Origin of the sequence: Streptomyces sp. SCSIO 75703, from assembly GCF_036607905.1 — a bacterium.
Lineage (GTDB): Bacteria > Actinomycetota > Actinomycetes > Streptomycetales > Streptomycetaceae > Streptomyces.
This window is the reverse complement of sequence record NZ_CP144555.1, coordinates 6,793,936-6,820,315: the sequence shown is the minus strand read 5'-3', so window position 1 is coordinate 6,820,315 and position 26,380 is coordinate 6,793,936. Positions and strand designations below refer to the sequence as shown.

23 protein-coding genes and 1 pseudogene are annotated in these 26,380 nt (G+C 71.6%); 15 read left to right on the top strand and 9 right to left on the bottom strand.

Going from position 1 to position 26,380, the window contains the following annotated elements:
* Positions 1 to 16: 16 nt before the first annotated feature.
* The 8 genes from VM636_RS29955 (at position 17) to VM636_RS29920 (ending at position 9,669) form a co-directional block, all read left to right on the top strand.
* Entirely contained in the window at positions 17 to 823 is an 807-nt protein-coding gene (locus VM636_RS29955) for an ABC transporter ATP-binding protein (protein WP_051821496.1), read from the top strand.
* A complete protein-coding gene (locus VM636_RS29950) occupies positions 820 to 2,472 on the top strand; it encodes a thiamine pyrophosphate-binding protein (protein WP_199809437.1) in 1,653 nt (550 codons plus the stop codon). The genes VM636_RS29955 and VM636_RS29950 overlap by 4 nt, the downstream gene beginning before the upstream one ends.
* Complete coding sequence (locus VM636_RS29945; RefSeq protein WP_199825526.1) at positions 2,469 to 3,557, top strand: carbon-nitrogen hydrolase family protein; 1,089 nt, start codon at positions 2,469 to 2,471, stop codon at positions 3,555 to 3,557. The genes VM636_RS29950 and VM636_RS29945 overlap by 4 nt, the downstream gene beginning before the upstream one ends.
* The gene (locus tag VM636_RS29940; RefSeq protein WP_053914777.1) at positions 3,554 to 4,663 is read left to right on the top strand and encodes a cupin domain-containing protein; all 1,110 of its coding nucleotides are present in this window, start codon (positions 3,554 to 3,556) and stop codon (positions 4,661 to 4,663) included. Before VM636_RS29945 ends, VM636_RS29940 begins: the two co-directional genes overlap by 4 nt.
* An 86-nt stretch (positions 4,664 to 4,749) precedes the next feature.
* On the top strand, positions 4,750 to 5,652 hold the full coding sequence (locus tag VM636_RS29935) for a fumarylacetoacetate hydrolase family protein (RefSeq protein WP_030422217.1): 903 nt from the start codon (positions 4,750 to 4,752) through the stop codon (positions 5,650 to 5,652).
* Between the two features lie 43 nt (positions 5,653 to 5,695).
* On the top strand, positions 5,696 to 6,451 hold the full coding sequence (locus tag VM636_RS29930; RefSeq protein WP_053914776.1) for an Asp/Glu racemase: 756 nt from the start codon (positions 5,696 to 5,698) through the stop codon (positions 6,449 to 6,451).
* Positions 6,452 to 7,410: 959 nt separating this feature from the next.
* Entirely contained in the window at positions 7,411 to 8,373 is a 963-nt protein-coding gene (locus VM636_RS29925; RefSeq protein WP_030422215.1) for a DUF5996 family protein, read from the top strand.
* A 978-nt stretch (positions 8,374 to 9,351) separates the two neighbouring features.
* The gene (locus tag VM636_RS29920) at positions 9,352 to 9,669 is read left to right on the top strand and encodes a hypothetical protein (protein ID WP_234312752.1); all 318 of its coding nucleotides are present in this window, start codon (positions 9,352 to 9,354) and stop codon (positions 9,667 to 9,669) included.
* A gap of 488 nt (positions 9,670 to 10,157) precedes the next feature.
* Here the strand turns inward: VM636_RS29920 and VM636_RS29915 are convergent, their stop codons facing one another.
* Positions 10,158 to 10,919, bottom strand: a complete 762-nt coding sequence (locus VM636_RS29915) for a hypothetical protein (RefSeq protein WP_053914775.1) — start codon at positions 10,917 to 10,919, stop codon at positions 10,158 to 10,160.
* Between the two features lie 983 nt (positions 10,920 to 11,902).
* On the opposite strand from VM636_RS29915, the gene VM636_RS29910 reads away from it, so the two are divergent.
* Positions 11,903 to 12,595 carry a pyridoxal 5'-phosphate synthase gene (locus VM636_RS29910; protein ID WP_234312872.1) on the top strand — a complete coding sequence of 231 codons (693 nt, stop codon included), beginning with the start codon at positions 11,903 to 11,905 and terminating at the stop codon, positions 12,593 to 12,595.
* A 45-nt stretch (positions 12,596 to 12,640) separates the two neighbouring features.
* Here VM636_RS29910 and VM636_RS29905 read toward each other — a convergent pair whose 3' ends face one another.
* Positions 12,641 to 13,102, bottom strand: a complete 462-nt coding sequence (locus tag VM636_RS29905) for a nuclear transport factor 2 family protein (RefSeq protein WP_030423419.1) — start codon at positions 13,100 to 13,102, stop codon at positions 12,641 to 12,643.
* A gap of 92 nt (positions 13,103 to 13,194) precedes the next feature.
* Here VM636_RS29905 and VM636_RS29900 point away from each other — a divergent pair, with 92 nt between their 5' ends.
* Positions 13,195 to 13,755, top strand: a complete 561-nt coding sequence (locus VM636_RS29900; RefSeq protein ID WP_030423420.1) for a TetR/AcrR family transcriptional regulator — start codon at positions 13,195 to 13,197, stop codon at positions 13,753 to 13,755.
* A gap of 1,072 nt (positions 13,756 to 14,827) precedes the next feature.
* On the opposite strand, the gene VM636_RS29895 is transcribed toward VM636_RS29900, so the two are convergent.
* Entirely contained in the window at positions 14,828 to 15,208 is a 381-nt protein-coding gene (locus VM636_RS29895; RefSeq protein WP_030423421.1) for a peptidase inhibitor family I36 protein, read from the bottom strand.
* A 402-nt stretch (positions 15,209 to 15,610) separates the two neighbouring features.
* On the opposite strand from VM636_RS29895, the gene VM636_RS29890 reads away from it, so the two are divergent.
* The gene (locus VM636_RS29890) at positions 15,611 to 15,802 is read left to right on the top strand and encodes an e9imm peptide (protein ID WP_338482874.1); all 192 of its coding nucleotides are present in this window, start codon (positions 15,611 to 15,613) and stop codon (positions 15,800 to 15,802) included.
* A 5-nt stretch (positions 15,803 to 15,807) separates the two neighbouring features.
* On the opposite strand, the pseudogene VM636_RS29885 reads toward VM636_RS29890, so the two are convergent.
* A pseudogene (locus VM636_RS29885) lies at positions 15,808 to 16,748 on the bottom strand (IS5 family transposase).
* Positions 16,749 to 16,838: 90 nt separating this feature from the next.
* Here VM636_RS29885 and VM636_RS29880 point away from each other — a divergent pair.
* The gene (locus VM636_RS29880; protein ID WP_053914774.1) at positions 16,839 to 17,930 is read left to right on the top strand and encodes an IS630 family transposase; all 1,092 of its coding nucleotides are present in this window, start codon (positions 16,839 to 16,841) and stop codon (positions 17,928 to 17,930) included.
* Here VM636_RS29880 and VM636_RS29875 read toward each other — a convergent pair.
* The gene (locus VM636_RS29875; RefSeq protein ID WP_338482875.1) at positions 17,927 to 18,883 is read right to left on the bottom strand and encodes an IS481 family transposase; all 957 of its coding nucleotides are present in this window, start codon (positions 18,881 to 18,883) and stop codon (positions 17,927 to 17,929) included. The genes VM636_RS29880 and VM636_RS29875 overlap by 4 nt on opposite strands.
* A gap of 432 nt (positions 18,884 to 19,315) precedes the next feature.
* Between VM636_RS29875 and VM636_RS29870 the strand changes: the two genes are divergently transcribed.
* Complete coding sequence (locus tag VM636_RS29870; protein WP_053912703.1) at positions 19,316 to 20,035, top strand: DUF981 domain-containing protein; 720 nt, start codon at positions 19,316 to 19,318, stop codon at positions 20,033 to 20,035.
* On the opposite strand, the gene VM636_RS29865 is transcribed toward VM636_RS29870, so the two are convergent.
* Positions 19,996 to 20,277: a hypothetical protein gene (locus tag VM636_RS29865; protein ID WP_338486238.1), complete on the bottom strand. Its 282-nt coding sequence runs from the start codon at positions 20,275 to 20,277 to the stop codon at positions 19,996 to 19,998. The genes VM636_RS29870 and VM636_RS29865 overlap by 40 nt on opposite strands.
* A gap of 121 nt (positions 20,278 to 20,398) precedes the next feature.
* Here VM636_RS29865 and VM636_RS29860 point away from each other — a divergent pair, with 121 nt between their 5' ends.
* The gene (locus VM636_RS29860; protein ID WP_030419789.1) at positions 20,399 to 20,779 is read left to right on the top strand and encodes a metalloregulator ArsR/SmtB family transcription factor; all 381 of its coding nucleotides are present in this window, start codon (positions 20,399 to 20,401) and stop codon (positions 20,777 to 20,779) included.
* A gap of 450 nt (positions 20,780 to 21,229) precedes the next feature.
* Here the strand turns inward: VM636_RS29860 and VM636_RS29855 are convergent, their stop codons facing one another.
* From VM636_RS29855 to VM636_RS29845, 3 genes are all read right to left on the bottom strand, one after another.
* Entirely contained in the window at positions 21,230 to 21,937 is a 708-nt protein-coding gene (locus tag VM636_RS29855; protein WP_338486235.1) for an SDR family oxidoreductase, read from the bottom strand.
* Between the two features lie 2 nt (positions 21,938 to 21,939).
* Positions 21,940 to 23,592, bottom strand: coding sequence for an NAD(P)/FAD-dependent oxidoreductase (locus VM636_RS29850; protein ID WP_338486233.1), 1,653 nt, complete (start codon positions 23,590 to 23,592; stop codon positions 21,940 to 21,942).
* Between the two features lie 206 nt (positions 23,593 to 23,798).
* Positions 23,799 to 24,698: an alpha/beta hydrolase gene (locus tag VM636_RS29845; protein WP_053914796.1), complete on the bottom strand. Its 900-nt coding sequence runs from the start codon at positions 24,696 to 24,698 to the stop codon at positions 23,799 to 23,801.
* A 379-nt stretch (positions 24,699 to 25,077) separates the two neighbouring features.
* Between VM636_RS29845 and VM636_RS29840 the strand changes: the two genes are divergently transcribed.
* On the top strand, positions 25,078 to 26,238 hold the full coding sequence (locus tag VM636_RS29840; protein WP_051821271.1) for a substrate-binding domain-containing protein: 1,161 nt from the start codon (positions 25,078 to 25,080) through the stop codon (positions 26,236 to 26,238).
* The last annotated feature ends 142 nt before the right edge of the window (positions 26,239 to 26,380 follow it).

Genomic DNA, 26,380 nt, shown 5'->3' with positions numbered 1-26,380 from the left:
CCGATCGGAGGAGCACATGCTCGAGGTCACCGGCCTGTCCAAGAATTACGGCGACGTCCGTGCCGTCGCCGACCTCACCTTCACCGTGGACCCGCACGAGTTCGTCTGCATCGTCGGACCGTCGGGGTGCGGTAAGACGACCCTGCTGAAGTGCCTGTCCGGCCTGATGCCGCCCAGCGGCGGCCAGGCGGTCCTGGACGGCGCCGTCGTCGACGGCCCGCCGGAGACGCTCGCCCTGGTCTTCCAGGAGTACACCCGCTCGCTGCTGCCCTGGATGACAGTGATCGACAACGTCATGCTCCCGCTGCAGGCCAAGAGGGTGAGAAAGGACGAGCGCCGCCGGCTGGCCGAGGAGTCGCTGGCCGCGGTCGGCCTGGCCGACTTCACGCGGGTGTACCCGTGGCAGCTCTCCGGCGGCATGCAGCAGCGCGTCGCGATCGCCCGCGCGCTCGCCTACCAGCCCAAGGTCCTGCTGATGGACGAGCCGTTCGCCTCGGTCGACGCCCAGACCCGGGCCGAGCTGGAGGACCTGATCCTGCGGGTCCGCACCGACTTCGGCGTCACCGTCGTCCTGGTCACCCACGACATCGACGAGGCCGTCTACCTCGCGGACCGGGTCGTGGTGCTCTCCCAGCGCCCCACCGTCGTGCGGGAGGTCGTCGAGATCGACCTGCCCTCCCCCAGGGACCAGGTGGCCACACGTGAGCTGCCGCGCTTCGCCCACCTGCGCGCGCAGGTCGCCCGGCTCATCGTCAACGCCCTCCCGGGCGACGGGCCGGGCGGCGCCGACGGCGCGTCGAGTTCCGTGGCGGTGGCCTCGTGACACTCGTTCTCCAGGCGATGGGGCAGGCGCTGCACGAGCTGCGCGTGCCGGTGATGTTCGGTCTCCCGGGCAGCGGGAATTACGAGCTCGTCCATGCGGCGCGGGCGGCCGGCGTCAGCTACTACGGGACCAACCACGAAGCCGGCGCCGTCGGCATGGGCGACGCGTGGGCCCGCGTCAGCAGCCAGACCGGCCTGGTGATGCTCTCCCAGGGCCCGGGCCTGACCAACGGGCTCACCGCGCTCACCGAGGCGGTCAAGAGCGGCACGCCGCTCGTGGTCATCGCCATCGACAGCCCCCGGACCTCGCTGCACGGCAACCTCAACATCGACCAGGCCGGCGTCGTCGGCGCGCTCGGCGCCGGCGTGGACCGCGTCCGCGCCGCCCGCACCGCCGTCGAGGACCTCAGCCGCTCACTGCGCCGGGCCGCCATCGAGCGCCGCCCGATCGTGCTGATGGTGCCGCTGGACCTGGTGCACGCAGCCGTCCCGGAGGGCTCCACCAGCCCGGCCGCGGCCGTCCTGCCGGCGGCACCGTGGCCGGCCCCGGCATCGGTCACCGCCGCGGCCGGCCTGGTCACCGGAGCCGAACGCCCGGTGATCGTGGCCGGGCGGGGCGCCGTGCGGGCCGGCGCCCGCGACGCGCTGATCGCGCTCGCCGAGCAGACGGGCGCGGTCCTCGCGGTCTCGGCCCCGGCCAAGGGATTCTTCGCGGGCGACCCGTACGACCTCGGCATCGCGGGCAGCTTCGCCTCGCCGCTGACCGCCGAACTGCTGTCCGAGAGCGACCTGGTGCTCGCGTTCGGTGCCGGCCTGAACGCCTGGACCACCGGCAACGGCCGGATGATCGGCTCCCATGTCCCGGTGGTCCAGGTCGACGTCGACGCGGCCGCGATCGGCGCCCACCGGCACGTCACGGTGGCCGTCCAGGCCGACGCCAAGGCCGCCGCCGTCGCACTGCGCGGCGAGCTGGAGCAGCGGGGGTGGCGCCAGGAGGGGTGGCGCAGCGAGGCACTGGCCAAGCGCCTCGCCGCCCACGACCCGGCCGACGAGTTCACACCCGTGGACGGCGCCCAGGGCCTGGATCCCCGGATGTTCACCCTGGCGCTCAACGCCCTGCTCCCGGCCGAGCGCACGGTCACCGTCGACTCCGGCCACTTCATGGGCTGGCCCGCCAAGTACCTCGACTCCCCCGACGCGAGCGGCTTCGTCTACCCGCAGTCGTTCCAGTGTGTCGGGCTCGGCCTCGCCGGCGCCATCGGTGCGGGCGTCGCCCGGCCCGACCGGCTCAGCGTGCTCGCCATCGGCGACGGCGGCATGATGCTCAGCCCCCAGGAGCTGGAGACGGCGGTGCGTCACCACATCCCGCTGCTGCTCGCCGTCTACAACGACTCGGCCTACGGCGCCGAGGTGCACCGGTTCGAACCCATCGGGCTGGAGGTGGACCTGGTGCGGTTCCCCGACCGCGACTTCGCGGGCATGGCCCGCTCCGTCGGCGCGCAGGGCGTGACCGTGCGGACCCTGGAGGACCTGGAGGCGCTGCGGCCCTGGCTGGCCACCCCGCAGGGACCGATGGTGATCGACGCGAAGATCGACCCGACCGTGCGCGGCGGATGGGTCGCCGGAAACTCGAAGGCGGCACTGGCATGACCTGGACGATGCCCGACTCCCCCGGGATCAAGCAGTACCCGGCGTTCCTCGCCGCCGCGGTCCAGGCCGCCCCGGTGTTCCTGGACCCGGACGCGACCGTCGCCAAGGTCCGCTCGCTGATCGCCGAAGCCGCCGGCAACGGCGCGAAGCTGGTCGCCTTCCCCGAGGTCTTCGTCCCCGGATACCCGTACTGGAACTGGACGATGACGCCGGTCCAGGGCAGCCCGTGGTTCGAGCGGCTGTACCGGGCCTCGGTGGAGGTGGACGGCCCGCACGTGGCCGCCATCCGTGCCGCCGCCCGCGAGCACGGCTGCCACGTGGTCATCGGCATCAACGAGCGCGGACCGCGCGGCGTCGGCGTCCTCTACAACACCGTGCTGGTCATCGACGACCAGGGCGTGCTGCTCGGCGTGCACCGCAAACTGGTCCCCACCTGGGCCGAGAAGCTCACCTGGGCTCCCGGCGACGGCAGTTCGCTGCGCGTGTACGACACCGCGGTGGGCCCGCTCGGCGCGCTCGCCTGCGGCGAGAACACCAACACCCTCGCCCGGTTCACCCTGCTCGCGCAGGGCGAGCTGGTGCACGTCGCCAACTACATCGCCCTGCCGGTCGCGCCCGAGGACTACGACATGGTCGAGGCGATCAAGGTCCGGGCTGCCGCGCACTCCTTCGAGGGCAAGGTCTTCAGCATCGTGTCGTGCTCCACGGTCTCGGCGGAGATCATCGACGCGGTCGCCGGCGAGGACCAGGCGGCCCGCACCATGCTCAGCCGTCCGCACAGCGCCTTCTCCGGCATCTTCGGCCCGGACGGCCGGCTGCTCACCGAGCCACTCGTCGACGACGAGGGCATCGTCTACGCCGAGGTGGACCTGGCGCGCTGCATCCAGCCCAAGCAGATGCACGACATCGTCGGCCATTACAACCGCTTCGACATCTTCGAACTGCGGGTCGACACCCGGCGGCACACGCCGCTCGACCTGCACGACACCACCGCGCAGGGCGGCACGCACCCCCTGACCGCGCGCCCCGCACCGGCCGCCGCGGACACCAACGAGTTCGCCCACGAGTCCAAGGAGGACAGGTGAAGGAAGACATCATCGGCCGCTCACGCGTCGACGACACCGCGAAGCTCAAGGAGTACTACGAGCGGCTGGGCACACTGGACGCGGGCGCGCTGTGGACCGTCGCCAACGACATCGAGCCGTGGTACCCGCAGCCCCGCTCGGTGCCGACGCACTGGCGCTACCGCGAGCTGCGCCCGCTGGTGCTGGAATCCGCCTCGCTGGTCAGCGGCGACGACGCGGGCCGCCGCGTGGTCATGCTGGTCAACCAGGGCCGCAAGGAGCTCAGTGCCGCCGTGGGCCTGCTGTACACCGGCCTGCAGATCATGAATCCGGGCGAGGCGATGACCGCCCACCGGCACGCCGCCGCGGCCCTGCGATTCGTCATCGAGGGCGAGGGCGCCTGGACGATCGTCGACGGCGACCGGCTCAAGGTCGGCGCGCGCGACTTCGCCATCACCCCCAGGGGCACCTGGCACGAACACGGCAACGACTCCGACAGCACCCCGGTCATCTGGCAGGACGGCCTGGACATCCCGCTGGTCAACGCCCTCGACGCGAACTTCTACGAGGTGCACCCCGACCTGCACCAGGTGCCCGGCAAGGTGGTCAACACCTCGCTGCTCGCGCACGGCTCCGGCATCCTCAAGCCGGACGGCCGCGGCTGGAGCAAGCGCTACTCCCCGCTGCTGGCCTACCCGTGGGAGAAGACCTACGAGGCGCTGCTGAACCAGGCCAAGGTCAGCGACGGCACCCCCTACGACGGCGTGATCATGGAGTACGTCAACCCCGTCACCGGCGGCTCGGTCATGCCGACGATGGGCGCCCACATGCAGCTGCTGCAGCCCGGCCAGGCCACCCAGGCGCACCGGCACACCGGATCGGTCGTCTACCACGTGGCCAAGGGCCGCGGCCACTCGGTCATCGCGGGCCGGCGGTTCGACTGGCAGGAGAACGACATCTTCGTCGTGCCCTCCTGGGCCTGGCACGAGCATGCGAACGACGACCAGAGCGAGGACGCCTGCCTGTTCTCGTTCAACGACTTCCCGATGATCCACTCGCTGGACCTGTGGGCCGAGGCGGCCTACACCGAGGACGGCGGCCACCAGCCGGTCCTCGGCGGCGCCTGACCACACCTCACCCCCTCCCGTTCCCCATTTCCTCGCGGCCGCGCCCCCCGCGCGGCGCGGCCGCCCACCCGTTCCGGAGCACTGACATGCGACTGCTGACCTTCCAGCCCGCCGACGCCGCGCCCCGCGCCGGCCTCCTCGTCGACGGCCAGGTGGTCGACCTTCCCGCGCTCGCCGCCGCCGCCGGGACGTCGCTGCCCGCCGACGCCCTCGCCTACGTCGCGGACGAGGCGTACCTGAGCACGGCCCGCCGCCTGGCCGAGGCCCACCAGGACGACTGGCCGCAGGGCACCGCCCACGCCCTGGAGGCGGTCACCCTGCGCGCCCCGCTGCGCCCCGGCAAGATCATCGGCGTCGGTCTGAACTACGTCGAGCACGTCGAGGAGTCCAGCCGGTCCCTGGACACCGACAAGGAGCTGCCGGCGCGGCCGGTGCTCTTCTCCAAGCCGGCCACCGCCGTCATCGGACCGGACGAGCCGGTCCTGCACAACGCCGCGCTCACCTCCCAGCTCGACTGGGAGTGCGAACTGGCGGTCGTCATCGGCAAGAAGGCACGCGGGGTGAGCCGCCAGGACGCGCTGGACCACGTGTTCGGCTACGCGATCACCAACGACATCAGCGCCCGCGACCAGCGCCGGGCGGGGCAGTGGTTCTTCTCCAAGGGCCAGGACTCCTACGCGCCGTTCGGCCCGTGGATCGTCACCGCGGACGAGATCGGGGACCCCCAGGCACTCGACCTGTCGCTGCGGGTCAACGGCGAGACCAAGCAGAAGGGCAACACCCGCAACATGCTCTTCCCGATCGCCGAGCTCATCGCCGACATCACCTCCGGCATGACCCTGGAGCCGGGCGACGTCATCGCCACCGGCTCCCCCGAAGGCGTCGGCGCGGCGCAGAACCCGCCGCAGTTCCTGCGGCCCGGTGACGTGGTCGAGCTCGCTATCGAGCGGATCGGCCGGCTGTCCAACCCCGTCGTCGCCCACCCGTGACCGCCGGCCACCCCGTCCGCCCCGTCCGCGAGGAGCTGCTGCCATGACCGCACGCCCGTACCGCATCGGCCAGATCGTGCCGAGCTCGAACGTCACCATGGAGACCGAGATCCCGGCGATGTTCCGGGCCCGGGAGGCGATCGAGCCGGAGCGCTTCACCTTCCACTCCAGCCGGATGCGGATGACGGAGGTGACGAAGGAGCAGCTGGAGGCGATGGACGACGACTCCGAGCGGTGCGCGGTCGAGCTGACCGACGCGCGCGTCGACGTCATGGGGTATGCCTGCCTCGTCGCCATCATGAGCCGCGGCCGGGGCTACCACCGCGACGCGCAGAAGCGGCTGCAGGCCAGGGCCGCCGAGGCCGGCGCGGAAACCCCCGTGGTCACCAGCGCCGGCGCGCTCGTCGAGGGGCTCAAGGTGCTGGGGGCGCGGAAGACCGCCCTCATCGCGCCCTACCTGCGCCCGCTCACCGAGTCCGTGGTGGACTACATCGAGCACGAGGGCGTCCAGGTCACCGACTACATCGCGCTGGAGATCCCGGACAACCTGGAGGTCGGCTCACGCGACCCGCGTGCGCTGGTCGACATCGTCAAGGATCTGGACCACGGCGAGGCCGACGCCGTCGTCCTGTCGGCCTGTGTGCAGATGCCGTCACTGGCGGCGGTCCAGGAGGTGGAGGACGCCATCGGCAAGCCGGTGGTCTCCGCGGCGGTCTGCACCACCTACCAGATGCTGAAGCAGCTCGGGCTGAAGACCCACGTGCCGGGGGCGGGAGCCCTGCTCTCCGGGCGGTACTGACCCGTCCTGCCCGCGACCGCCGCTGCCCTCACGACACTGGTGCCCGTCAGAAGGCGGGAGCGGTCCACCCGTGATCCGCCCGGCGGCGCGGGCGGGTGAGCGGGCCGTCAAGGGCGCCTCCCCCGCCGGGCATCCGGCGCCGGCGACGGGCCGGGGGGCGGGGCCCGGTCCGCCCGGGTGGGGGCGGGGCCGGGGCGGCGCAGTCCGGGGGTGCGGGCCTGTGGCGTGGGGCCGTCCACGACCGTCGTGTTCCACGACGGGACGGGCCGGATGCCGGGGGCGTCCCTGTGCCGCTCGCCCCGGTGACGGCACCGGGTTCCTCGTGTGGTCGGGCCGCCGCGAGGACGAGGCCCTCGCCCAGGCCCCGGTCACCCGCTTCGAAAAGGGCACGGTGGCCCCGGCGTCGGCGCCCTGACCCCGGCAGGCCGTACCCCGGGGGTGGCGCGGGGCAGCGGCCGGTGGCTCGCGGGCGGAGCCGTGGGCGGACGGTGTGTTCGCCCGGGCCGGCCAGTCGTCGTAGGTGCCCGCCGGGGCGGATGGCGCCGGGGCCGAGAACGGGCACGATCGGGGGCCCGCACGGACCAAGGTGTGGCCTGGGGTCCTGAGCCGGCCGTGGAGCGCGGCGGTCGCGTGGTCGGCGGCCGGTGACCGTCCCCGGCGTGGGGGGACACCGGTGGAGGGGGGACACCGGTGGGGGGACACCGGTGGGGGGACACCGGTGGGGGGACACCGGTGGGGGACGCCGGTGGGGGGGGACGCCGGTGGGGTGCGCCGGGCCGGGACGGCGCGAGGGGCGTGGCTTTCCGGTGGACGGGGACGCCCCTTGAGGGGGTGTGGTGCCGTGGCGGGGCTCTTTGCCCGCGGCGGCGTGCCGCCGTCGGCGGCAGTGGCCATCATGGTGCCGCAAGGGCCCTCGTCCGGGCCGTCATCAGCGGGGGGACGGGAGGGAAGGGAGGATCATGGAACTGTTTCCGCCGATCCCGCTCGCCGAGTGGCGTGACACCAAGGAAACCCTGCACCGTTTCGCGCAGGTCGTCGGCAAGATCCGTCTCGCCGCGAGCGTCCAGCGCAACCACTGGTGGAACGTGCCGTTCCGGCTCACGGGGCGTGGCATCACGACCTCTCCCATGGGGCAGGTGGGCGGCGATCCGATGTTCACCATCGACTTCGATTTCGTCGCGCACCGGCTGGCCGTGTCGGTGCTGGACGGGCGGGAGGTCTCCTTCCCGCTGGCCGGGCGGTCCGTGGCGTCGTTCTACGCGGCGGTCGAGGACGCGTTGTCCTCGCTGGGTGTCCGGGCACGGCCCGCGGTGCCCAGGCCGTTCGACCTGCCCGACGCTGGGCGGCCCTTCCCCGAGGACACGGAACACGCCGTCTACGAGCCCGCGCACGCCAACCGTTACTGGAGGGTGCTGAGCCAGGTGGCGTCGGTGCTGGAGGAGTTCGCGGCGGGGTACTCCGGGAAGGTCAGCCCGGTGCACCACTTCTGGCACACGTTCGACCTCGCGCACACCCGGTTCTCCGAGCGTCACGTCCCGCAGCCCGAGCAGGCGGACGCGGTCACCCGGGAGGCGTACTCCCGGGAAGTGATCAGTTCCGGTTTCTGGTTCGGCGACGACACCTTCCCCGAACCCGCGTTCTATTCGTATACGGCTCCGGAGCCCGCCGGTCTGGCCGGTGAACCACTCGAACCCGCCTCCGCCCACTGGCTCTCCCGTGACAGCGGCCACCTGGCCGTACTGCGCTACGACGACGTCCGCGCCGAGAACGACCGGCGCGCGGCCGTGCTCGCCTTCTACGAGAGCGCCTACCGGGCCGGTGCCCGGCGGGCCGGCTGGGACATCGAGGCGCTGGCCTGCCCCGGCGGAGTCACCGACCCTCACCTGCGGCCACACTCCCCCGGCGACGGCATCCCGGGCTGACCGGCCCCCGCCCCCGGCCCGGCAACCGCCCCGCCCCGCCCGCCGAACCAGAAACCGGCAACCGCCCCGCCTCTGGCCCGGCAGCCGCCCCGACTCTGGTGCGGCAGCCGCCCCGACTCTGGTGCGGCAGCCGCCCGGCCTCTGGTGCGGCAGCCGCTCCGCCTCTGGTGTGGCTCCGGCGGGGCGCGGGCAATGGCGTCAGGCCGGCGGAACCCGGAAATGGGGCACCTACCGTCCCGGTGTCCCCGCCCGCACGACGCTTCACGTTTCTTACGGGGCGTCAGTGCCGTGTGCGCAGGCGGGGGGTGGGGTGTGGGGGCCGGGGTGGTCCGGCTCCGTACCGGTGTTCTGTTTTGCCGGGCACACTCGGTGCACGAGCCCGTTGCCTTGATCGGCGCTGCGCCCGGCCCCTGAACCGGGCCGGCCGGGGGCTGGGCTCACCCGGGCCGGCCGCGACGACGACCCGCGCCCACCGTGATGACGACGAACCCGGCGGCGGCGTGCGCGGTGGGCGCGGCCATCCGTGGTGCGACCAGGCGGACGTATGCCAAGGTCGCCCGGTTCCCCTTCACCCGCGGTTCCCCGCGCCGGGCTCGTCGCGTCGGCCACCGCCCGTGCCGGCGGGGCGCGAACGATCACGGCGACCGTCCCCGCCGGGGACGCGGGCCGGGGATGATCGCACCCGGCCGGCACGGGCGGCGGATGCTCTTCGACCACCACTGCGGGGATCCGTGTGCTGCTCCCCATCCGGAACGGAGGGTGCGTGCGGTGGCCATCGCAGCGCCCAGCTCCCGCTCCCGGCCGGGGCACCCGGCACCGGGCCCCAGGCGTTCGACGGAACCGACCGCCCGGGGCGCGAAGCTGTGGGGCTGCCGGGGGCGGGAAGGGGTGTTCCGGGCCGCCGGGTCGCGGTCCTGGTCAGGCGTTGTGCGCGACGTGGGGCGAAGAGGGATCGGCTAGGGTCGCGGTGTGCGTCAGATGCCGTCGGCCGACATGGTCAGCCTGATCTCTTTCCTCGCGGTTCTGCTGATTTTCTTCAGCATCGATGTGCGGTCGAGGGAATCGGCCCAATCCCAACCATGGCACGCTCACCTCTTCGAATGGGCTTCCCGGCTCGGAGGGATCGCCGCTGCTCTGGCGTTGACACTGGGCTGGGTGGACCTCTTCCTGCCGGACGAGCACAGTCCGATCCATGTGGCACTCGTGGCCGGGCCCGGGTCCGTGGCGGTGCTGTGCGCGATCGTGCTGGGGCTGGAGATGCTCTGGCAGCGGGATTCTCCTGACGCCGGCTCATGACGGAGCCAGGCAACACCAAGGCCGGGACAAGACAAGGCCAGGGCATGACGAAGGCCGGGGCATGACGAGCGCGATGGCCGTTCTTTCGACGGCATGGTGATCGGGGTCGCGCGGTGGCCGTCGTGGCGCGGCGTGGTGGTCGTGGCGCGGCGTGGCGTCGCGCGGCGTGGTGGTCGTCGTGGTCGTGGCGCGGCGCAATGGTGGTGGTCGTGGCGTGGCGTGGTGGTGGTTCGCCGTTCTCCGGTGGCCGGCGGGGCGTCTGCGGGCGGAGGCGGGCCGCGTCTCGTGCGGCCGGCGGGGCGTCTGCGGGCGGCGGGTGGGCGAGGGGCGGGCCGGTGATGGTCGCGCGGTGACCGGCCGGGGCTGCCGAGGTCGTCAACGGTGTGCGCGGGGTGGGTTGATGACCGTTGTGTTCCCGGGACCGGGTGTGGGTGGGCCCGGCTCCGCAGGGGTTTTCGGTGGCGGAGCCGGGCGGGAGGGGCCCGGGGTCAGGTGAGGGGGGTGATGTGGACGGGTTCGCCGAGGTCGTAGAAGTGCTGGGTGTGGGTTGCCTGGGCGCCTGCGACCTCGACGGTCGCCTGGTCGCCGACGGGGGTCCAGTCCTCGGCGAACCAGAGGACGAAGTCCTTCACCGGGAAGCCGTTCCAGGTGAAGGCGCCGTCGCTGGTGATCCGGTAGGGCTCGGCGGTTTCACCGTTGGGCAGTTCGATGGTGTCCTTCGCGTCGTCCACCTTCCACACCGGCTGTGACCGCACCATTTCGGCGGTGTAGGTGACGTCGGAGAAGACTCGGTAGAGTTCGCCGGTCGCCGCGACGAGTTGTTCCTGGGGGTCGTCGGAGTCCTCGTCGCCCTTGACGGGGCCGTCGCCCTGGTCGATCCACATGGTTCCGTCGAGGAACACCATCGTGACCGGGCCGTCGGGGCCGGTCAGTTCGCCCTGGAAGTTGTACGCGGGGTCGTAGGTGAACTCGACGTCGCCGTAGGTGTCGGCGGTGATGTGCATCTTTCCGGAGCCGTGGCTGGACAGCGCTTCGGAGACACACTGTCCAAGCGGTGTGCCGTCGAGGGTGGCGCCGGGTTCGAGCGTCAGGCCGGTGCAGGACTGCGGCGCCTGCCACGCCTGCTTCGACGGCGGGGCCGCGGTGGTCCCGGTGCCCGGCTTCTCGTCGGCCGCCGGGGGCTGCGCCGTGTCCGCCCCGCAGGCCGTGAGGCCGAGCCCGAGGCTGACCACCACGGTCAGCGCGGCCATGGTTCTCTTCCGCGTGCTCACTTCGTTCCCCCGCCTCTTTCGTCTCGTCCCCGCGCCCGCCGCGCCGGGGACCCGTCGTGCCCGTCCCGTCGGATTTGCCGGGTGGCGTGCGTTCGGTCTCGTGTGGACCGTGAAATCCCCCTCCGGCCCGGGGCGATGAGGCGTGTCCCGGGTGTGGTGCGTTAGGGAAGGAAGAGGCTTTCCGCGTGCACGGTACCGTCTCGCGTCACACGTTCGTCGTCCGCACCCCCACACGTACAGGGGTGGGCGCTCCCGCTGTCCGGGACCGTCGCGAGGAGGCCGAACCGGGCCGGCGGCGGTCTTCGCCGGCCAGAGGCGGGCAGGCGGTCCCAACAGCCAGAGCCGGACAGGCCGGCTCCTCGGCCAGAGGCAGGCGGTCTTTTCCCGCCAGGCCGGACCGGGCCGCACTCTCTTCGGCCGGGGCCGAGCCGCGCTCTCTTCGGCCGGGGCGAGCCGCGCTCTCTCCAGCCGAGGACGGGCGGCGGTCTCTCCAGCCGAGGCCGAGCCGCGCTCTCTCTCCAGCGGGCCGGGCGGCAGTCTCTTCGGCGGGCCGGGGTCTCTTCGGCGGGGGGCCGGGCGGTGCCGGTGCCGGCCGTCTCCGGAGCGGGGCCGCCGGAGCGGGGCGGGGCCTGCCCGGAGCGGGGCCTGCCCCGGGGCGGTACGGCCCGGGGCGGTACGCGGGGCGGTACGCGGGGCGGTACGCAGGAGCCGGGCCGGGACGGTGACCGTGCCCGTACCGGGTGCTGGTGCTGCCGGCCGGGAGGACCCGGCGCCCCGGGGGCGAGCCGGTGCGGGTGGTCGTCCGCCGGTACCTGGGCGGCTTCCGCCGCGCGTTCGGGAACACGCCGGGGACGTACTCCCGTTGATGCGGGGATCGCCGGTGCCGTCCGGACGGTGCCGGTAGGGTCGAGGGCGCCACGGCCGGCCGGGGAGCAACAAAAAAGAGGGGCGGGAGGACAGGCGTGTTGGACAGCGGGAGCGGCACGGACCGGACCGAGGACGTGCGGCGGTGGCTGCGGGGGCTGGAGGTGTTCGCGGGGCCGCTGGCCGACTTCGACCCCGCCCGTGTTCCGGACGACCCCGTCGACCTGTTCCTGCACTGGCTGCGGGAGGCGGTCGCGGCGGGAGTGCCCGACGCGCACGCGATGACCTTGTCGACCGTGGGCGAGGACGGCTGTCCCGACGCACGGGTCCTCCTGCTCAAGAACGTCGACGGCGACGGCTGGCAGTTCGCCGCCCACGCCCACAGCCCCAAGGGCCGCCAGCTCGCCGCACGCCCCCGCGCCGCCCTCACCTTCTACTGGCCCCTCCAGGGACGCCAGGTACGCCTGCGCGGCACCGTGGAGGCCGCCGGGGCCGAGCCGAGCGCCGCCGACCTGCTGGCCCGGTCACCGACGGCGCGGGCCGAGGCGCTGCTGGGCCGCCAGAGCGACCCTCTGACGGATGTACGCGACCGCGAGCGGGCCCTGCGGGAGGCGGTGGCCCGCCTCGATGCGGACCCCGCCCTGATCAGCCCCGCCTGGACGCTCTACACCCTCGCCCCGCTCCAGGCCGAGTTCTGGCAGGCGGACCGGGGACGCCTGCACGACCGGCTGCGCTACGAACGCCCCGACACCACGAGCGGAAAGTGGCAGCACCACCGGCTGTGGCCGTGAGCGCGCGGCACCCACTCCCCCGGCGCGTGGGGGCTGCCCCGGCGGTCAGCGCAGGGGGATGTCGCTGCCGTGGTCGGCTTCGGGGCGGGGACCGAGGATCCTGCGGTCGCTCTCGGCGATCGGGACGTCGTTGATGCTGGCCTCGCGGCGTTCCATCAGCCCGTGCGCGTCGAACTGCCAGAGTTCGTTGCCGTAGCTGCGCCACCACTGGCCGGCCGCGTCGTGCCACTCGTACTGGAAACGGACCGCGATACGGTTTCCGTCGAAGGACCACAGGCTCTTGCGCAGGGCGTAGTCGAGTTCCCGTTCCCACTTGGCGGTCAGGAAGCGGACGATCTCCTCACGGCCCGTCACGAACAGGTCCCGGTTACGCCAGACCGAATCGGGTGTGTAGGCGCAGGCCACACGGTGGGGGTCCCGGGTGTTCCACGCGTCCTCGGCCGCTTGCACCTTGCGGCGTGCGCTCTCTTCGGTGAACGGTGGAAACGGCGGTCGCGGCTCGCTCACGGGCACCCTTCCCCCTCCAGGAGAACGGTCGTTCTCGAATGGTGTCGACTACCGTAGGCAACGATCGTTCTCAACGTCAAGGAGACCCCCGCGTGCCGGCCCCGATCAGCGAAGAGCGGATCTCCCGTGACCGTGAAGCACTCCTTCAGGCCGCCGAGGCGCTCTTCTACGAGCGGGGCATCCAGGCGGTCGGCATGGACGCCGTCCGCGCGGCCTCGGGCGTGCCGCTGAAGCGGATCTACGCGCTCTTCGCGTCGAAGGAGGACCTGGTGGTCGCGGTGCTGCGGCACCGCGACCACCGGTGGCTGGCGAGCCTCGTGGAGTTCGTGGAACGGCACGAGGACCCCCGCGAACGGGTCCTGGCCCTCTTCGACTGGCTGGAACGGTGGTTCGCGCAGCCCGGTTTCCGCGGCTGCGCCTGGATCAACGCCTACGGCGAACTGGGTACCGCCTCCCCCGCGGTCCTCGCCGAAGTACGCTCACACAAAAGGGCCTTCCACCACCTGATCACCCGCTGGGTCGGCGCCGTCACCGACGCCCCAGCCGGCCCGGTGTGCCTCCTGGCCGAGGGGGCCATCGTCACAGCATCCCTGACAGGAGACACCGAAGCCGCCCGGACCGGCCGAGCAGCCGCCGAGACACTCATCAACTGACCCCCCTCCCCCCACAACCGCACACGACGACGGTGCGCAACTCCCCACACAACAGCACCCAACAGCACCCGGCGACACCCGGCGACGCCCGGCAGCACCCGGCGACGCTCGGCAGCACCCGGCGGCACCCGGCGGCACCCGGCGACGCTCGGTGGGCTCGGCGGCGCCCGGCGACGGTGTACAGCGGCGCGCCGCAGCCATGTTCGGCGGGGCCCGGCAACGCCCCGCGGCGCCCGGCGGGGCGCGGCGACGCCCGGCGGGGCGCGGCGACGCCCGGCGGGCTCGGTGGGCTCGGCGGCGTTCCGTGGGGCCCGGCGGCAGCCGGCGACGCTCGACAGCGGCCGGTGGCGGTGTACAGCGGCGCGCCGCAGCGGGGCTCGGCGGGGCCCGGTGGGGCGCGGCGACGCCCGGTGGGGCTCGGTGGGCTCGGCGACGCTCGACAGCGCCCGGCGGCGTTCGGTGGGGCCCGGCGGCGCCCGGCGGGGCGCGGCGGCACCCGGCGGGGCTCGGTGGGGCTCGGTGGGGCTCGGTGGGGCCCGGCGACGCTCGACAGCGCCCGGCGACGCTCGGTGGGCTCGGCGGCGTTCCGTGGGGCCCGGCGGCAGCCGGCGACGCTCGACAGCGGCCGGTGGCGGTGTACAGCGGCGCGCAGCAGCGGGGCGCGGCGGGCGCGGCGACGCCCGGCGGGGCTCGGTAGGGCTCGGTGGCGTTCGACAGCGGCCGGCGACGGTGTGCAGCGGCACGCAGCAGCGATGTTCGGCGGGGCTCGGCGACGCTCGACAGCGCCCGGCGGCGTTCGGCGGTGCCCGGAGGGGCGCGGCGACGCCCGGAGGGGCGCGGCGGCACCCGGCGACGCTCGACAGCGGCCGGCGGCGGCGCCCGGTGGCGTTCGGTGGGGCTCGGTGGCGCGCAGCAGCGGTGTTCGGCGGCGCCTTGGACCAGGAGACGGGGGCGGCCGGGGCCCGCGGCGGTCTTCAGGCCCCGGCCGGTCCCGGTCCCGGTCCCGGCTTCGGCTTCGGAACCGGTTCCGGTTCCGGTTCCGGTTTTGCGGGCGGGTTTCTTCGCGGTTCGGTCAGCAGCCGCTGCCGATACGCAGGGAGGTCATCTTGTCGTTGAAGTGCGAGGCCACGGCCGCTTCGGACTTGCCCGCCGCGATGGTGAACATGCAGCCGACGTAGTTGGAGTGCTCGTACACGCTGACCGTTTTGCCGGTACGGTTCCAGTACGAGGTCATGCGGTCGTTCATGTAGTCACCGACGTTGGGATTCGACGAGGTGTAGTGCCGGAAGTCACCCCGGTAACTGGACTGCTCCCAGACACAGAAGGACCCGGACGGACACTGCCCGGAGTCAGCCGCCACCGGATGCGCAGTCATGGTGGCGGTGGCGGCAGTGAACGCCAGAACGGCCGCGGCGGCCCGCAGACGCGTGGAGAAACCCCTGAATCGGACCATGCTTTTCTCCGTTTCGTTTTCCGTGGTCGACCACATGAAGCCAACCGGGAGCAGCGTAGGAATACCGCCGGCCGACCGGCAATACGCCCTCGGAACGACCCATTCGACGCACAAAGGTTTCCCCCCTTGATTTCCGGGGCCCCTTCACATTCCCGGAAAGCAGAGGCAGTCAACACGAACAGGTGACACCCCAGCGCCCGACGGCGCCCCCCAGTACCTCCCAGTACCTGGCGAGGCCTCACGGTGCCTCCCGGTGCCTGGCGAGGCCTGGCGGTGCCTCCCGGTGCCTGGCGAGGCCCGGCGGTGCCTAGGAACTGTCCGGCCGATCATGAGACTTGCTAATCTCCCAGTCGCCTGGAAGGGGTTGCTGCAGTGGTGATGGCTCGTGAGGCTGCCGTGGCAATGGTGCAGAAGATCATGGACGCGGACTACGCCGACGATGCCGAGGCCGCCGACGCGCTGGAGGCGTTGGGCAGGCTCCTCGGCTGTCCAAGTGGCCGTATCGGCGACTTGATCTTCTGGCCGAGTGGGCCGGAGCCCACAGCCGCTGAAGTGGTCGAACAGGCTCTGGAGCACCGGCCTTTCATGCTGTGACGGCATCAAACCCGTAGCCAGATGATCACCGCTGCCACGGTGACCGTGCCGAGGAAGACATAGCCGCGCTTGTCATACCGGGTCGCGACGGCACGGGAAATCTTCAGCCTGTTGATGGCCCGCTCGACGGTGTTGCGCTTCTTGTACCGCTCTTCGTCGAAGCCTGGGGCAGTCCGCCTCGTGATCCTTTGCGAGGCGGGCGGCCCGGCTGTCGGTCTTCTCCGGGATGGCGTGCCGGACGCCGCACCGCCGCAGGTACTCACGACAGGGACTGTTGCTGTAGGCCTTGTCGGCCGCGACGCTGTCGGGTTTCTTGCGGGGCCTGCCCGGTCCGAGCCGCGGGACCCGGATCTTCCCCAGCACCGGGATGAACTGTGTGCAGTCGGCCCGCTGCCCCGGCGTGACGATCAGGGAAAACGGACGGCAGCGGCTGTCCGCGCTCAGATGGGCCTTGCCGGTGAAACCGCCGCGCGAACGACCCAGGCCTTCGCCTCCCGCGCCACCTCCGCCAGCCGGCCGACAGGCTCTGCCACGGAATTTCGTCCTGATGTTCCAGCCCCTCGCCCCCCTTTGAGGCGGCGAGGGCCGGCGGCGGGTCGGTGCGGGCACCAGCCGCATGCTGATGCGCTCGGACGATGGTGGAGTCCACCGAGATGTCCCAGTCGATCTCCCCTGCCGCGTCGACCGCGGCTTGAACCTGCTGCAGCAGCCGTTCCCAGGTTCCGTCAGCGGACCAGAGCCGATGGCGCTCGTAGACCGTCTTCCACGGACCGAACCACTCCGGCAAATCACGCCAGTGCACCCCGGTCCGTACCCGGTACAGAATCCCGTTGATCACCTGCCGGTGATCACGCCACCGCCCACACCGCCCGTTGCTCACCGGCAGGAACGGCCGCAGCCGCTCCCACTCGGCATCCGAAAGACCGCCTCGCTCACCCTGCCCCACACACAGGGCAACGATCCGATCAGGCGACCGTCACATGATCGGCCGGACAGCTCCTAGTGACCTGAGTCGGAGATTCGTCGTTGGTTCGGTATGAGTCGTCCGGGTCCGAAGATTCCGCCGCTGTCGGTGACTGATGCCCAACGAGCCGCGCTGGAGGGCTGGGTCCGTCGTCGCACGACGGCCCAGGCTCTGGCCTTGCGGTCGCGGATCGTGCTGGAGTGCGCCGAGGGGTACTCGATCATGGAGGTGTCCCGCCGGCTGAGGGTCAGTCCGGACACGGTCCGCACCTGGCGGCGCCGCTTCCTCGAACGAGGCCTGGACGGCCTGTGTGACGACCCGCGTCCGGGCGTCCCGCGCAAGATCACTGACGCGGACGCCGAGCGGGTCATCGTCAAGACGCTTGAGGAGAAGCCGAAGAACGCCACCCATTGGTCGACCAGATCGATGGCGGCCGCCACCGGGATGTCGCAGTCGACGATCTCGCGGATCTGGCGGGCGTTCGCCCTGGCCCCGCACCGCTCACAGACCTTCAAGCTGTCCACCGACCCGCTGTTCGTCGACAAGGTCCGCGACGTCGTCGGCCTCTACCTCGACCCGCCGGAGAAGGCCCTGGTCCTCTGCGTGGACGAGAAGTCCCAGATCCAGGCCCTGGACCGCTCCCAGCCCGTCCTGCCGATGATGCCCGGCGTCCCTGAACGCCGCAGCCACGACTACGTCCGAGCGGGCACGACCACCCTGTTCGCCGCCTTGGAAGTGGCGACCGGAAAAGTCATCGGCTCGCTCCACCGCCGCCACCGGTCCGTCGAGTTCAAGAAGTTCCTCACCAAACTCGACAAGGAAGTCCCCGCCGGCCTTCAGGTCCACCTGATCCTCGACAACTACGCGACGCACAAGACGCCCGAGATCAAGAAGTGGCTGCTGGCCCACCCGCGCTTCCACCTGCACTTCACACCTACCAGCGCGTCGTGGCTGAACCTGGTCGAGCGGTGGTTCGCCGAACTCACACAGAAGAAGCTCAAGCGCGGAGTACACCGCTCCGTCCAGGCTCTCGAACGCGACATCCGGGCCTGGCTGGCCGACTGGAACGACCAACCCAGGCCCTTCATCTGGACCAAAACGGCCGACGAAATCCTCGACAAAGTCGCCGCCTACTGCCACCGAATCTCTGACTCAGGTCACTAGGTGTATTGACCCGCAGCGTTGTTGACACGGCTGATGGGCGGGTGTCCGTCCAGTGCGGTGTGGCAGCGGTGGTGGTTGTAGGTGTGGAGGAAGTCTGCCAGGGCTTCGGTCCGTTCGGTGTTTGAGGTGTAGGGCCGCAGGTAGGCCCATTCGTCGAGCAGGGTGCGGTTGAAGCGTTCGACCTTGCCGTTGGTCTGCGGCCGGTAGGCCCGGGTCAGCTTGCCGGTCGCGCCGAGCTCGGCCAGGACTGCCTTCCAGGCCAGGCCCTTGCGGTAGGCCCAGGCGTTGTCGGTCAGCACCCGCTCGATCCGGGTGATGCCCTGGCTGTGGAAGAACGTGGCCGCGCGGGTGAGGAAGCCCGCGCAGGTCGCGGTCTTCTCGTCGCCGTGGATCTCGCTGTAGGCGAGGCGGGTGTGGTCGTCGACGGCGGAGTGGACGTAGTCGAAGCCCATGTTGTTGCGGGTGGCCCGGCCGGCCTGGCGGCCCAGCGCTTTGTGACCGCCGCCGTCGGGGATCCGGCCGAGTTTCTTCACGTCGACGTGGATGAGTTCCCCGGGACGCTCGCGTTCGTAGCGGCGGATCAGCGTGCCGGTGGGGCGGTCGAGCCAGGCCAGGCGGTTGAGCCGGTGGCGGGTCAGGATCCGGTGGACGGTCGAGGCGGGCAGGCCCAGGATCGGGCCGATCCTGGCCGGCCCGAGCTTGCGGCTCTGTCGCAGGTCGCAGACGCGGGTTTCGACCGAGGCCGCGGTCCGGTGCGGCGTCGTGTGAGGCCGGCTCGACCGGTCGTGCAGGCCCGCCTCGCCTTCAGCCCGCCACCTGCGGATCCATTTGTGAGCCGTGGCCCGGGAGATACCCATCTCGGCGGCCACGTGAGCGACCGGACGGCCTGAGCAGACACGTTCGACCAGCAGTCTTCTACCGAAGACGGTCAGCCGGGCATTACGGTGGGGCACGAAGACCTCCGTGCGGTGAGTTCCTAGACAGCTCCCACCACACCGGAGGTCTTCGCCATGTTCAAGATCCAGCAGTGTCAACAACGCTCGTGATCAATACACCTAGCGGGGCCAGTCGTCGCCCCGGAGCCGGACCCGCACCGGGTACGAGACCGGTGCGGACGAATCCCCGGCCCGAGCCCAGACGCGGAGCCGGGTGTGGACGGGCCCCCGGTCCAGGCAGCGGGTCCAGGCGCGCGGGCGCTGCGAGTGCGGGTCTGGGCGCGGGACCGGATACGGGGTCTGGGCCGGGTGCGGGTGCGGGGTCGGGGGTGGCCGGTGGCTTCGCGCGCACCGCCATGCGGAGTACACCGGCCGGGTCTTCGGAGTGTTCTTCGCCGGGCGGGCGGCGCCGTGACGCCGTCGGGGCGAGGCGCGGGGTTTTCTCGGCTCATGAACGAGCTGATGCTGGCGGCCCAAGACGGTCTGAAGATCGACTGGACCCGGATGCCGACCTACAACACCATCATGTCCGTCGCCGCCGGAGCCGGGCTGCTGCTGGTCGTGGCCCTCGGATACCGGCTGCTGAACGGCCACGGCATCGTCTCCGAGAGCTGGGCACTCGCCTTCGGCGTGCTCGGGATCATCCTCTTCGCCACCGGCCTGCACATGACCCTCACCTGGCCCCTGGCCGGCCAGGGCTTCCCCTTCGACAACATCATCTTCGGCGAGCCCTCCCTCGCCTTCGGCACCCTGCTGCTGGCCGCGGCGTTCTACCTCTGGAAACGGGGCCGGCAATGGGAGGAAACACCCGACCGGCCCCGGACCACCGCCATGCTCAGCGGCCCCGTCTCCCTGTTCGTCTTCGCCATGGGCCTGGCCTGCCTCGCCATCGCCGCAGCCGGCTGGAAGTACACCCTCTTCGCCGCCCCGCCCGAGGAACCCATCTCCGGGGAATTCGCCGACCACCCCCAGCTCGAAGCCAGCTTCATCTCGGGCCTCTACGTACTGGTCGGCCTCGGCGCACTCTTCTACCCCGCCCTGCTCCGACGCCGTAGCAACACCACCGCCTGGATCGTAGGCACCTGCTGGACCCTCAGCGGACTGGCATTCCTCGCCTTCGGCGCACTCAACTACTTCACCCACATCGGACTCATCATCAACACCATGTGAAACCCCGGGAGGGGTGCCTCCCACTCCCTCACGGCGGCGGCCTTGCCCGGCTCCCAGCCGCCGGTGACATGGGAGAAGGCGGACGGGATGCCCCACAGCCACGCCGGACCGCCCAGCAGGCGCACCAGCGGAGCGAGCAGGAACCGCACGAGCGCCGCGAGCGCCCGGCGGGCTTCCGGCAGAGCAAGCAGACGGGTGCGGCACCACGGCCGGGCCGCACCCGCGACGCCTGCGAGCGGCACGGACCGCTGAACCAGAACAGAGGGCACCACGAAGCTGCCCTTCGCGGGCGGAGCAGCACTACGTTTCCACCATACAGGAATGCATGAACAGCTCTTCAGATGTCATCGGTATGATGGGCCCATGGGCCACGGACGCGACACCACCACCAGCAGCGCCAGCACCCGCGAACGCCTCGACGCGGTCGGAACCGCCGACGTCGCCGCCACCCTCCAGGCCCTCGCCACGCCTTCCCGGCTCTACATCCTGGCCCGCCTCCAGGAAGGACCCTGCGCGGTCGGAGAGCTCGCCGAAGCCGTCGGCATGGAAGCCTCCGCCTGTTCCCACCAGCTCCGGCTCCTGCGCAACCTCGGTCTGGTCACCGGCGAGCGGCAGGGACGTTCCATCGTCTACTCGCTCTACGACAACCACGTCGCCGAACTCCTCGACCAGGCCCTCTACCACGTCGAGCACCTGCGCCTGGGGCTGAACGACACCCCCGCCGCCGCAGCCGCCGGGAACTGAACGGACACCTCGCCGCACGGCGCCCCGGCCTTGCCGACCGTCGTCCTCCTCGTCGGGCCGGCGTGCCCGGGGCCCGCGGTGTGCGCAGGACGCCGGGCCCGCACCCGGCTGTGCCGCCACGGCGGCCGATCAGGTCCGCCCGGCCCTCCAGTCCGAGCAGGGGGCGCCGGACGAGTGGCTCCTCACAGCCGGCGTGCGCGAACCCGCCAGGGGAGCCACCGGAATTCAGGGCGGAAGGACCGCCTTCGGGCAGCGCCTCGACAGTTCGACGGCACCAAGTCCCCGCCCGCGGAGGGCGCAGCCCGGCAGCCGCGCATCGGGCGAGGTTCTACGGGAGCAGCGGGGCCCGCCGACGGCGGGTACGGTGCCGGTCGCGCTCCGCGTCCGCTCGCGGACGGCCCCGCCGCGACGATCGGCGGGGCCGCTCCGTGTGCCCGCCCCGGGGGCCGGTCAACGTGCCGTGTAACCGCCGTCGATCGGCAGGTTCACGCCCGTCACCCAGTCCGCTTCGTCCGAGGCCAGGTAGAGGACCCCGTAGGCCGGCAGGCCACCGGGGAAATCGGCGGCGATGCCCTCGACCAGTGGGGTCAGGACCGTGCTCGGGTGCACCGAGTTCACCCGGATGTTGTACTTGCCGTAAGTGGCCGCGTCCTGCTTGGTCTGCATCGAGACCGCGCCCTTGGCGACGTGGTACGCCGTGAACTCGTCGTTCCCGATCAGCCCGTAGATGGACGAGTAGTTGACGATGCTGCCCCCGCCCCGTTCCATCATGTGCGGGACGGCGTGTTTGGTGCAGAAGAAGACGCCCTTCACATCGACGGCGAACAGGGCGTCCCACTCGGCCTCGGTCAGCTCGTGCGTCGGCTTGTCGACACCGATGACGCCGGCGCAGTTGACGAGGATGTCCAGCCCGCCGAACTCCGCCACCACGGCGTCGGTCACCGACTTCGCCTCGGCCTCCCGGGCGACGTTCAGGTTCCAGAACTCCGCCGTCCCGCCGGCCTCGCGGATCCCCGCCACGACCTCCCGGCCCCTGGCCTCGTCCAGGTCGGTGACCGCGACGCGGGCGCCCTCGGCCGCGAACAGTTCCGCGGTCGCCCGGCCCATGCCCATGGCGGCCCCGGTGATCAGGGCGTTCTTGTTCTCCAGGCGTCCCATGACTACTCCCCTTCCGTCGTGTGCGAGGTCCGGTCACCGGCCGGCTGGTTGGCCAGGAAGGAGCGGTAGCCGTCCGCCTCGGCGGCACGGCAGAACTGCTGGTAGACCTGTCCGCCGCCCATGTAGACCTGGAACTCCTCCGGCTTGCCGGGGAGGTTGTCGCCCAGGAACCACGCCTTGGCCTTCTTGCCCTCGGAGTACATGACGGTGGCCCTGCCGGCACGCTCGGTCTCCTCCCTCCACCAGTTCTCCGACTCGGGGGTGGCCTCGAGGAACGGGACGTCGTTCTCCCGCGCCCACGCGATGGCCCGCTGGAGCCACTGGGCACCGAGCTGGATCGGGACCGGCAGGTTCGAGTACGGCGTCTGCGGGCCGAGGGACATGAAGAAGTTCGGGAACCCGTGGGCGCTGATGCCGAGGTTCGACTTCAGGCCGTCGGCGAGCCACTTCTCGCGCAGGGTGCGGCCACCGCGCCCCACGATGTCTATGGAGGTCAGGGTCCCCGTCATCGCGTCGAAACCGGTGGCGAAGATCAGCACGTCGAGCTCGTACTCGGTGTCGCCGACGACCACGCCGCGCTCGGAGATGCGGCTGATCGGCTGCGAGGCGACGTCGACGAGGTGCACGTTCGGCTTGTTGAACGCCGCGTAGTAGTGGTGCCCGGTCGGGACCCGCTTGCCGTTGAACGAGTAGGTGGTCGGCGAGAGGAGGTCGGCGACGGCCTGGTCCTCGACGATCTCGTGGATCTTCCTGCGGATGAAGTCCGCGGCGAGTTCGCTGGCCTCGTGGCTGGTGGCGAGGTCGGTGAAGCACTCGTTGGCGAAGTGGAACCCGCCCTCGTTCCACTTGCTCTCGAAGATCCGGTCGCGTTCCTCCGCGGAAACCTCCAGGGCGCTGTGCCGGGCCGGTTCCATCGCGACGCCGAAGGGGTGGTTCGCCGCCTTCTCGTAGATCTCGTCGTAGTGGTCGCGCAGGTGACGCATGTCCTGCTCGGTCACCGGCTCGTTGGTGGTCTCGACGACGAAGTTCGGCGTGCGCTGGAAGACGTGGAGGTCGCCGGCGACCTTGGCGATCTCGGGCACCATCTGGATGCCGGAGGCTCCCAGCCCGATGAGGCCGACCCGCTTGCCGGTCAGGTCCACGCCGCCCCGCGGCCACGTCGAGGAGTGGTACTTCTCGCCCCGGAACCCGTCGATGCCGTCGATGGCGGGGTAGATCGCCTGGGAGAGGACACCCATGCCGGAGACGAGATAGGTCGTCGTCAGGGTGGTGCCGTCGCCGAGGTGCACGGTCCACGTGTTCGTGTCCTCGCCGTAGACGGCCTTGTCCACGCGGGTGGACAGACGGATGTCCTTGCGGAGGTCGAGCCGGTCGGCGACGAAGTCGAGGTACTCCAGGACCTCCGCGCCGGCCGGATAGCGCTCGGTCCAGGTCCACTCGTCGCGGACCTCCTTGGAGAAGGAGAAGGAGTAGTAGCTGTACTCGCTGTCGGTGCGGACGCCGGGGTAGCGGTTGACCCACCAGGTGCCGCCGATGCCGCCCTGGCCGTCGACGACGAGGGTCGAGAGGCCGATCTCGCGCAGGTGGTGGAGCATCGCCAGGCCGGAGAATCCGGCACCGATGACGATGGCGTCGTAGTCGGGCTTGCTGGTCATGTGTATGTCGGTCCTTTCACCGAATGACGGCGCAACGAGCGCTCGGAGGGGAGCACGCAAGGGGGAAGGCGGAGGCGGGCGAAGGCGGCCGGAGAGCCGGCCGGGGTGCCGGGTACCGGTGGGCCTCAGCGGGCCCCGCCAGGTCCCGGTGACCCCGGTGGTGGCCCCGGTGGCCCCGGTGGCCCCGGTGGCCCCGGTGGCCCCGGTCAGGAGCGGTACCAGGCGGCCATGGCCGCGATCTCCTCGTCGGCGCGCGCGAGACGCCCGGCCTGGAACGGGAAGACGTGCTGCATGCCCTCGCCGACGGAGAACGTCACGTCGACACCGGCGTCCCTGGCCAGGGCGACCAGGCGTTCGGAGTCCTCGAAGAGGGACTCCGTGTCCGCCGCGCAGACGTAGAGCGGCGGGAACCCCTCGTAGGTGGCGTAGAGCGGATTGACCAACGGGTCCGTCGGGTCCGCTCCCCCGGAGAGGTACCGGTCGATGTTCCCGGCCAGCCCCTCGCGTGTGATCAGGAAGTCGGTGTCGTCGTTGGTCTCGATCGTGGCGCCGGTGTTCTCCATGTTCAGCCACGGCGACATCGTCAGGACACGTCCGGGCAGCGGCCGTCCGTCGCGGCGCAGCGCGAGGGTCATCGCGACCGCGAGGTTCCCGCCGGCGCTGTCGCCGACGAAACACACGTCCTCGGGCGCGACGCCCCGGTCCAGGAGGGCCTGGTGGACGGCGAGGCCGTCCTCGATCTGGGCGGGGAACGGGAACTCCGGCGCGAGCCGGAAGTCGAGGACGAAGGCGTGGGTTCCGCACGCCTTGGCCAGGTGTCCGGCGAGCTTGCGGTGGCTGGCGGAGGACCCGAGGGCGAACCCTCCGCCGTGCATGACCACCATCACCCGGGAGGGGTCCGCGTCGACCGGGGTCACGAGGACGCCCGGCACGCCGCCGACGCGGGTCGTGGCGTAGGTGACGCCTTCGGGCTCGGTGGTCGCGCGCTGCCAGTCCTCGAAGACCCAGCGCATCAGCCGGAGCGACATCTCCGGGTCGGACGCGAACTCCTCGCTCCACTCGGCGTAGATCTCCCCGAGGGGGTCTGAGGGACGGGAAGGGGGCATGGGCGCTCCTCGACGTCGTGGGTGGGTGGGCGGGCGGGTGACGGGGTCCGCCGCGCGCCGGGCCGCCGGCACCCGGCCGACCCGACGAGCCGAGCATCTCCGCCCCCACGCGCCGGACGTGAGTGCTGTCACAAAATGAGGCACCGTCGTCTCACAGTGGCTCGCGTCACAGGGTCCGGCTCGCGACAGCCTTCACCCCAGGCCCTCACCGGGCCCCTTCCCCTCACCCGAGCGCACCCGCCGCTTCGACCACGCCGGCGATCCCGCCCCTCGGAGCCGGGCCGGACACCGCGCGCAGGGCTCGTCCCTCCCGCACGCCCCGGCCGCTCGGGTCTCTCGGGCCATCTAGGTCCTTCACAGCTCTCAACGAGGAGAACCCATGCACGTCAAGAAGCGGCGTGTCGCGGTGAGCGGCGTCGCGGTCGCCGCGGCCATGGCGCTCGGCGCCTGCGGCGGCCTGTCGAGCGGCACCGGTTCCGCCGACGGCGGCTCGGGCGGTTCCGCCGGCCCGTGGCCGACCGTGAAGGTGGGCGGTGTCGGGGTGCAGTCCGACATCCGGGACGTCACCGAGTTCTGCGGCACCAAGCCGATCAAGGTCGGCTACGCGGACGGCAACGCCAACAACACCTGGCGCAAGGCGACCATCGCGCTCTTCCGCGCCCAGGCGGCGAAGTGCTCGAACATCACCCAGGTCATGGTGACCGACGCCCAGAACAACACGCAGAAGGCGATCTCGGACATCAACTCGATGGTCGCCCAGGGCGTCAACGTGATCGTGACCTTCGGCGACGCCGGAGAAGCCCTCCTGCCCGCCATCCAGAAGGCGAACGCGGCCGGCGTGGCGGTCGTGCCGATCGTGTCGAGCGTCGGGGGCACACCGGGCGAGGACTACGTCGACTTCGTCTCCGAGGACGTCGAGGCGTACGGCAGGACCCTCGCCGAGTGGACCATCAAGACGATGAACGGCAAGGGCAACCTGGTGATGCTGGGCGGCGTCGCCGGCAGCGCCTACTCCCGCACGGTCTACGAGGGCGTCAAGAAGGCGGTGGCGGAGCATCCCGGCGTCCGCCTGCTCAACTCCGACACCTACGTCGCCACCGACTGGGACGTCGGCAAGACGCAGCAGGTCGTGGCCGGACTCATCACGAAGCACGGCAGGATCGACGGGATCGTCTCCGACTTCGGCGGCGGCTCGGTCGGCGGCATCCGCGCGTTCATCGCCGCGGACAAGCCGCTGCCGGTCTGGGCCGCCAACGACTCCAACGAGTTCGCCGGCCTCTGGCACCGGTACCACAAGCGGTACCCGAGCTACCAGATCGCGACCGAGTCCTCCCGCAACTGGGTCGTCCAGGCCGCCCTCAACAAGGGCCTGGCGGCGTACAACGGCATCGCCGAGACCCAGCCCTCCACGTACACGCTGGAGATCATCGAGGACTCCACCGACCCGGACCGGATGCCGAGGTACGACAAGTCCCTGCCGGCCGACGCGATCCTCTCCTCCGGACTGACCGTCGACCAGCTCAAGGAGCTGTACGAGTAGCCCCGCGGAGGCCGGGCCGGCCGGAGCACCGCCGCGTCCACCTGCGGCGCCGGCCGCCGCCGGGCAGCAACTCCCCACGGGTGTCCGGGCCTTCCGGTGTGGCCCCCGAGCCCCGCGCACCTCTCCCCGCCGCTCTCCCGGC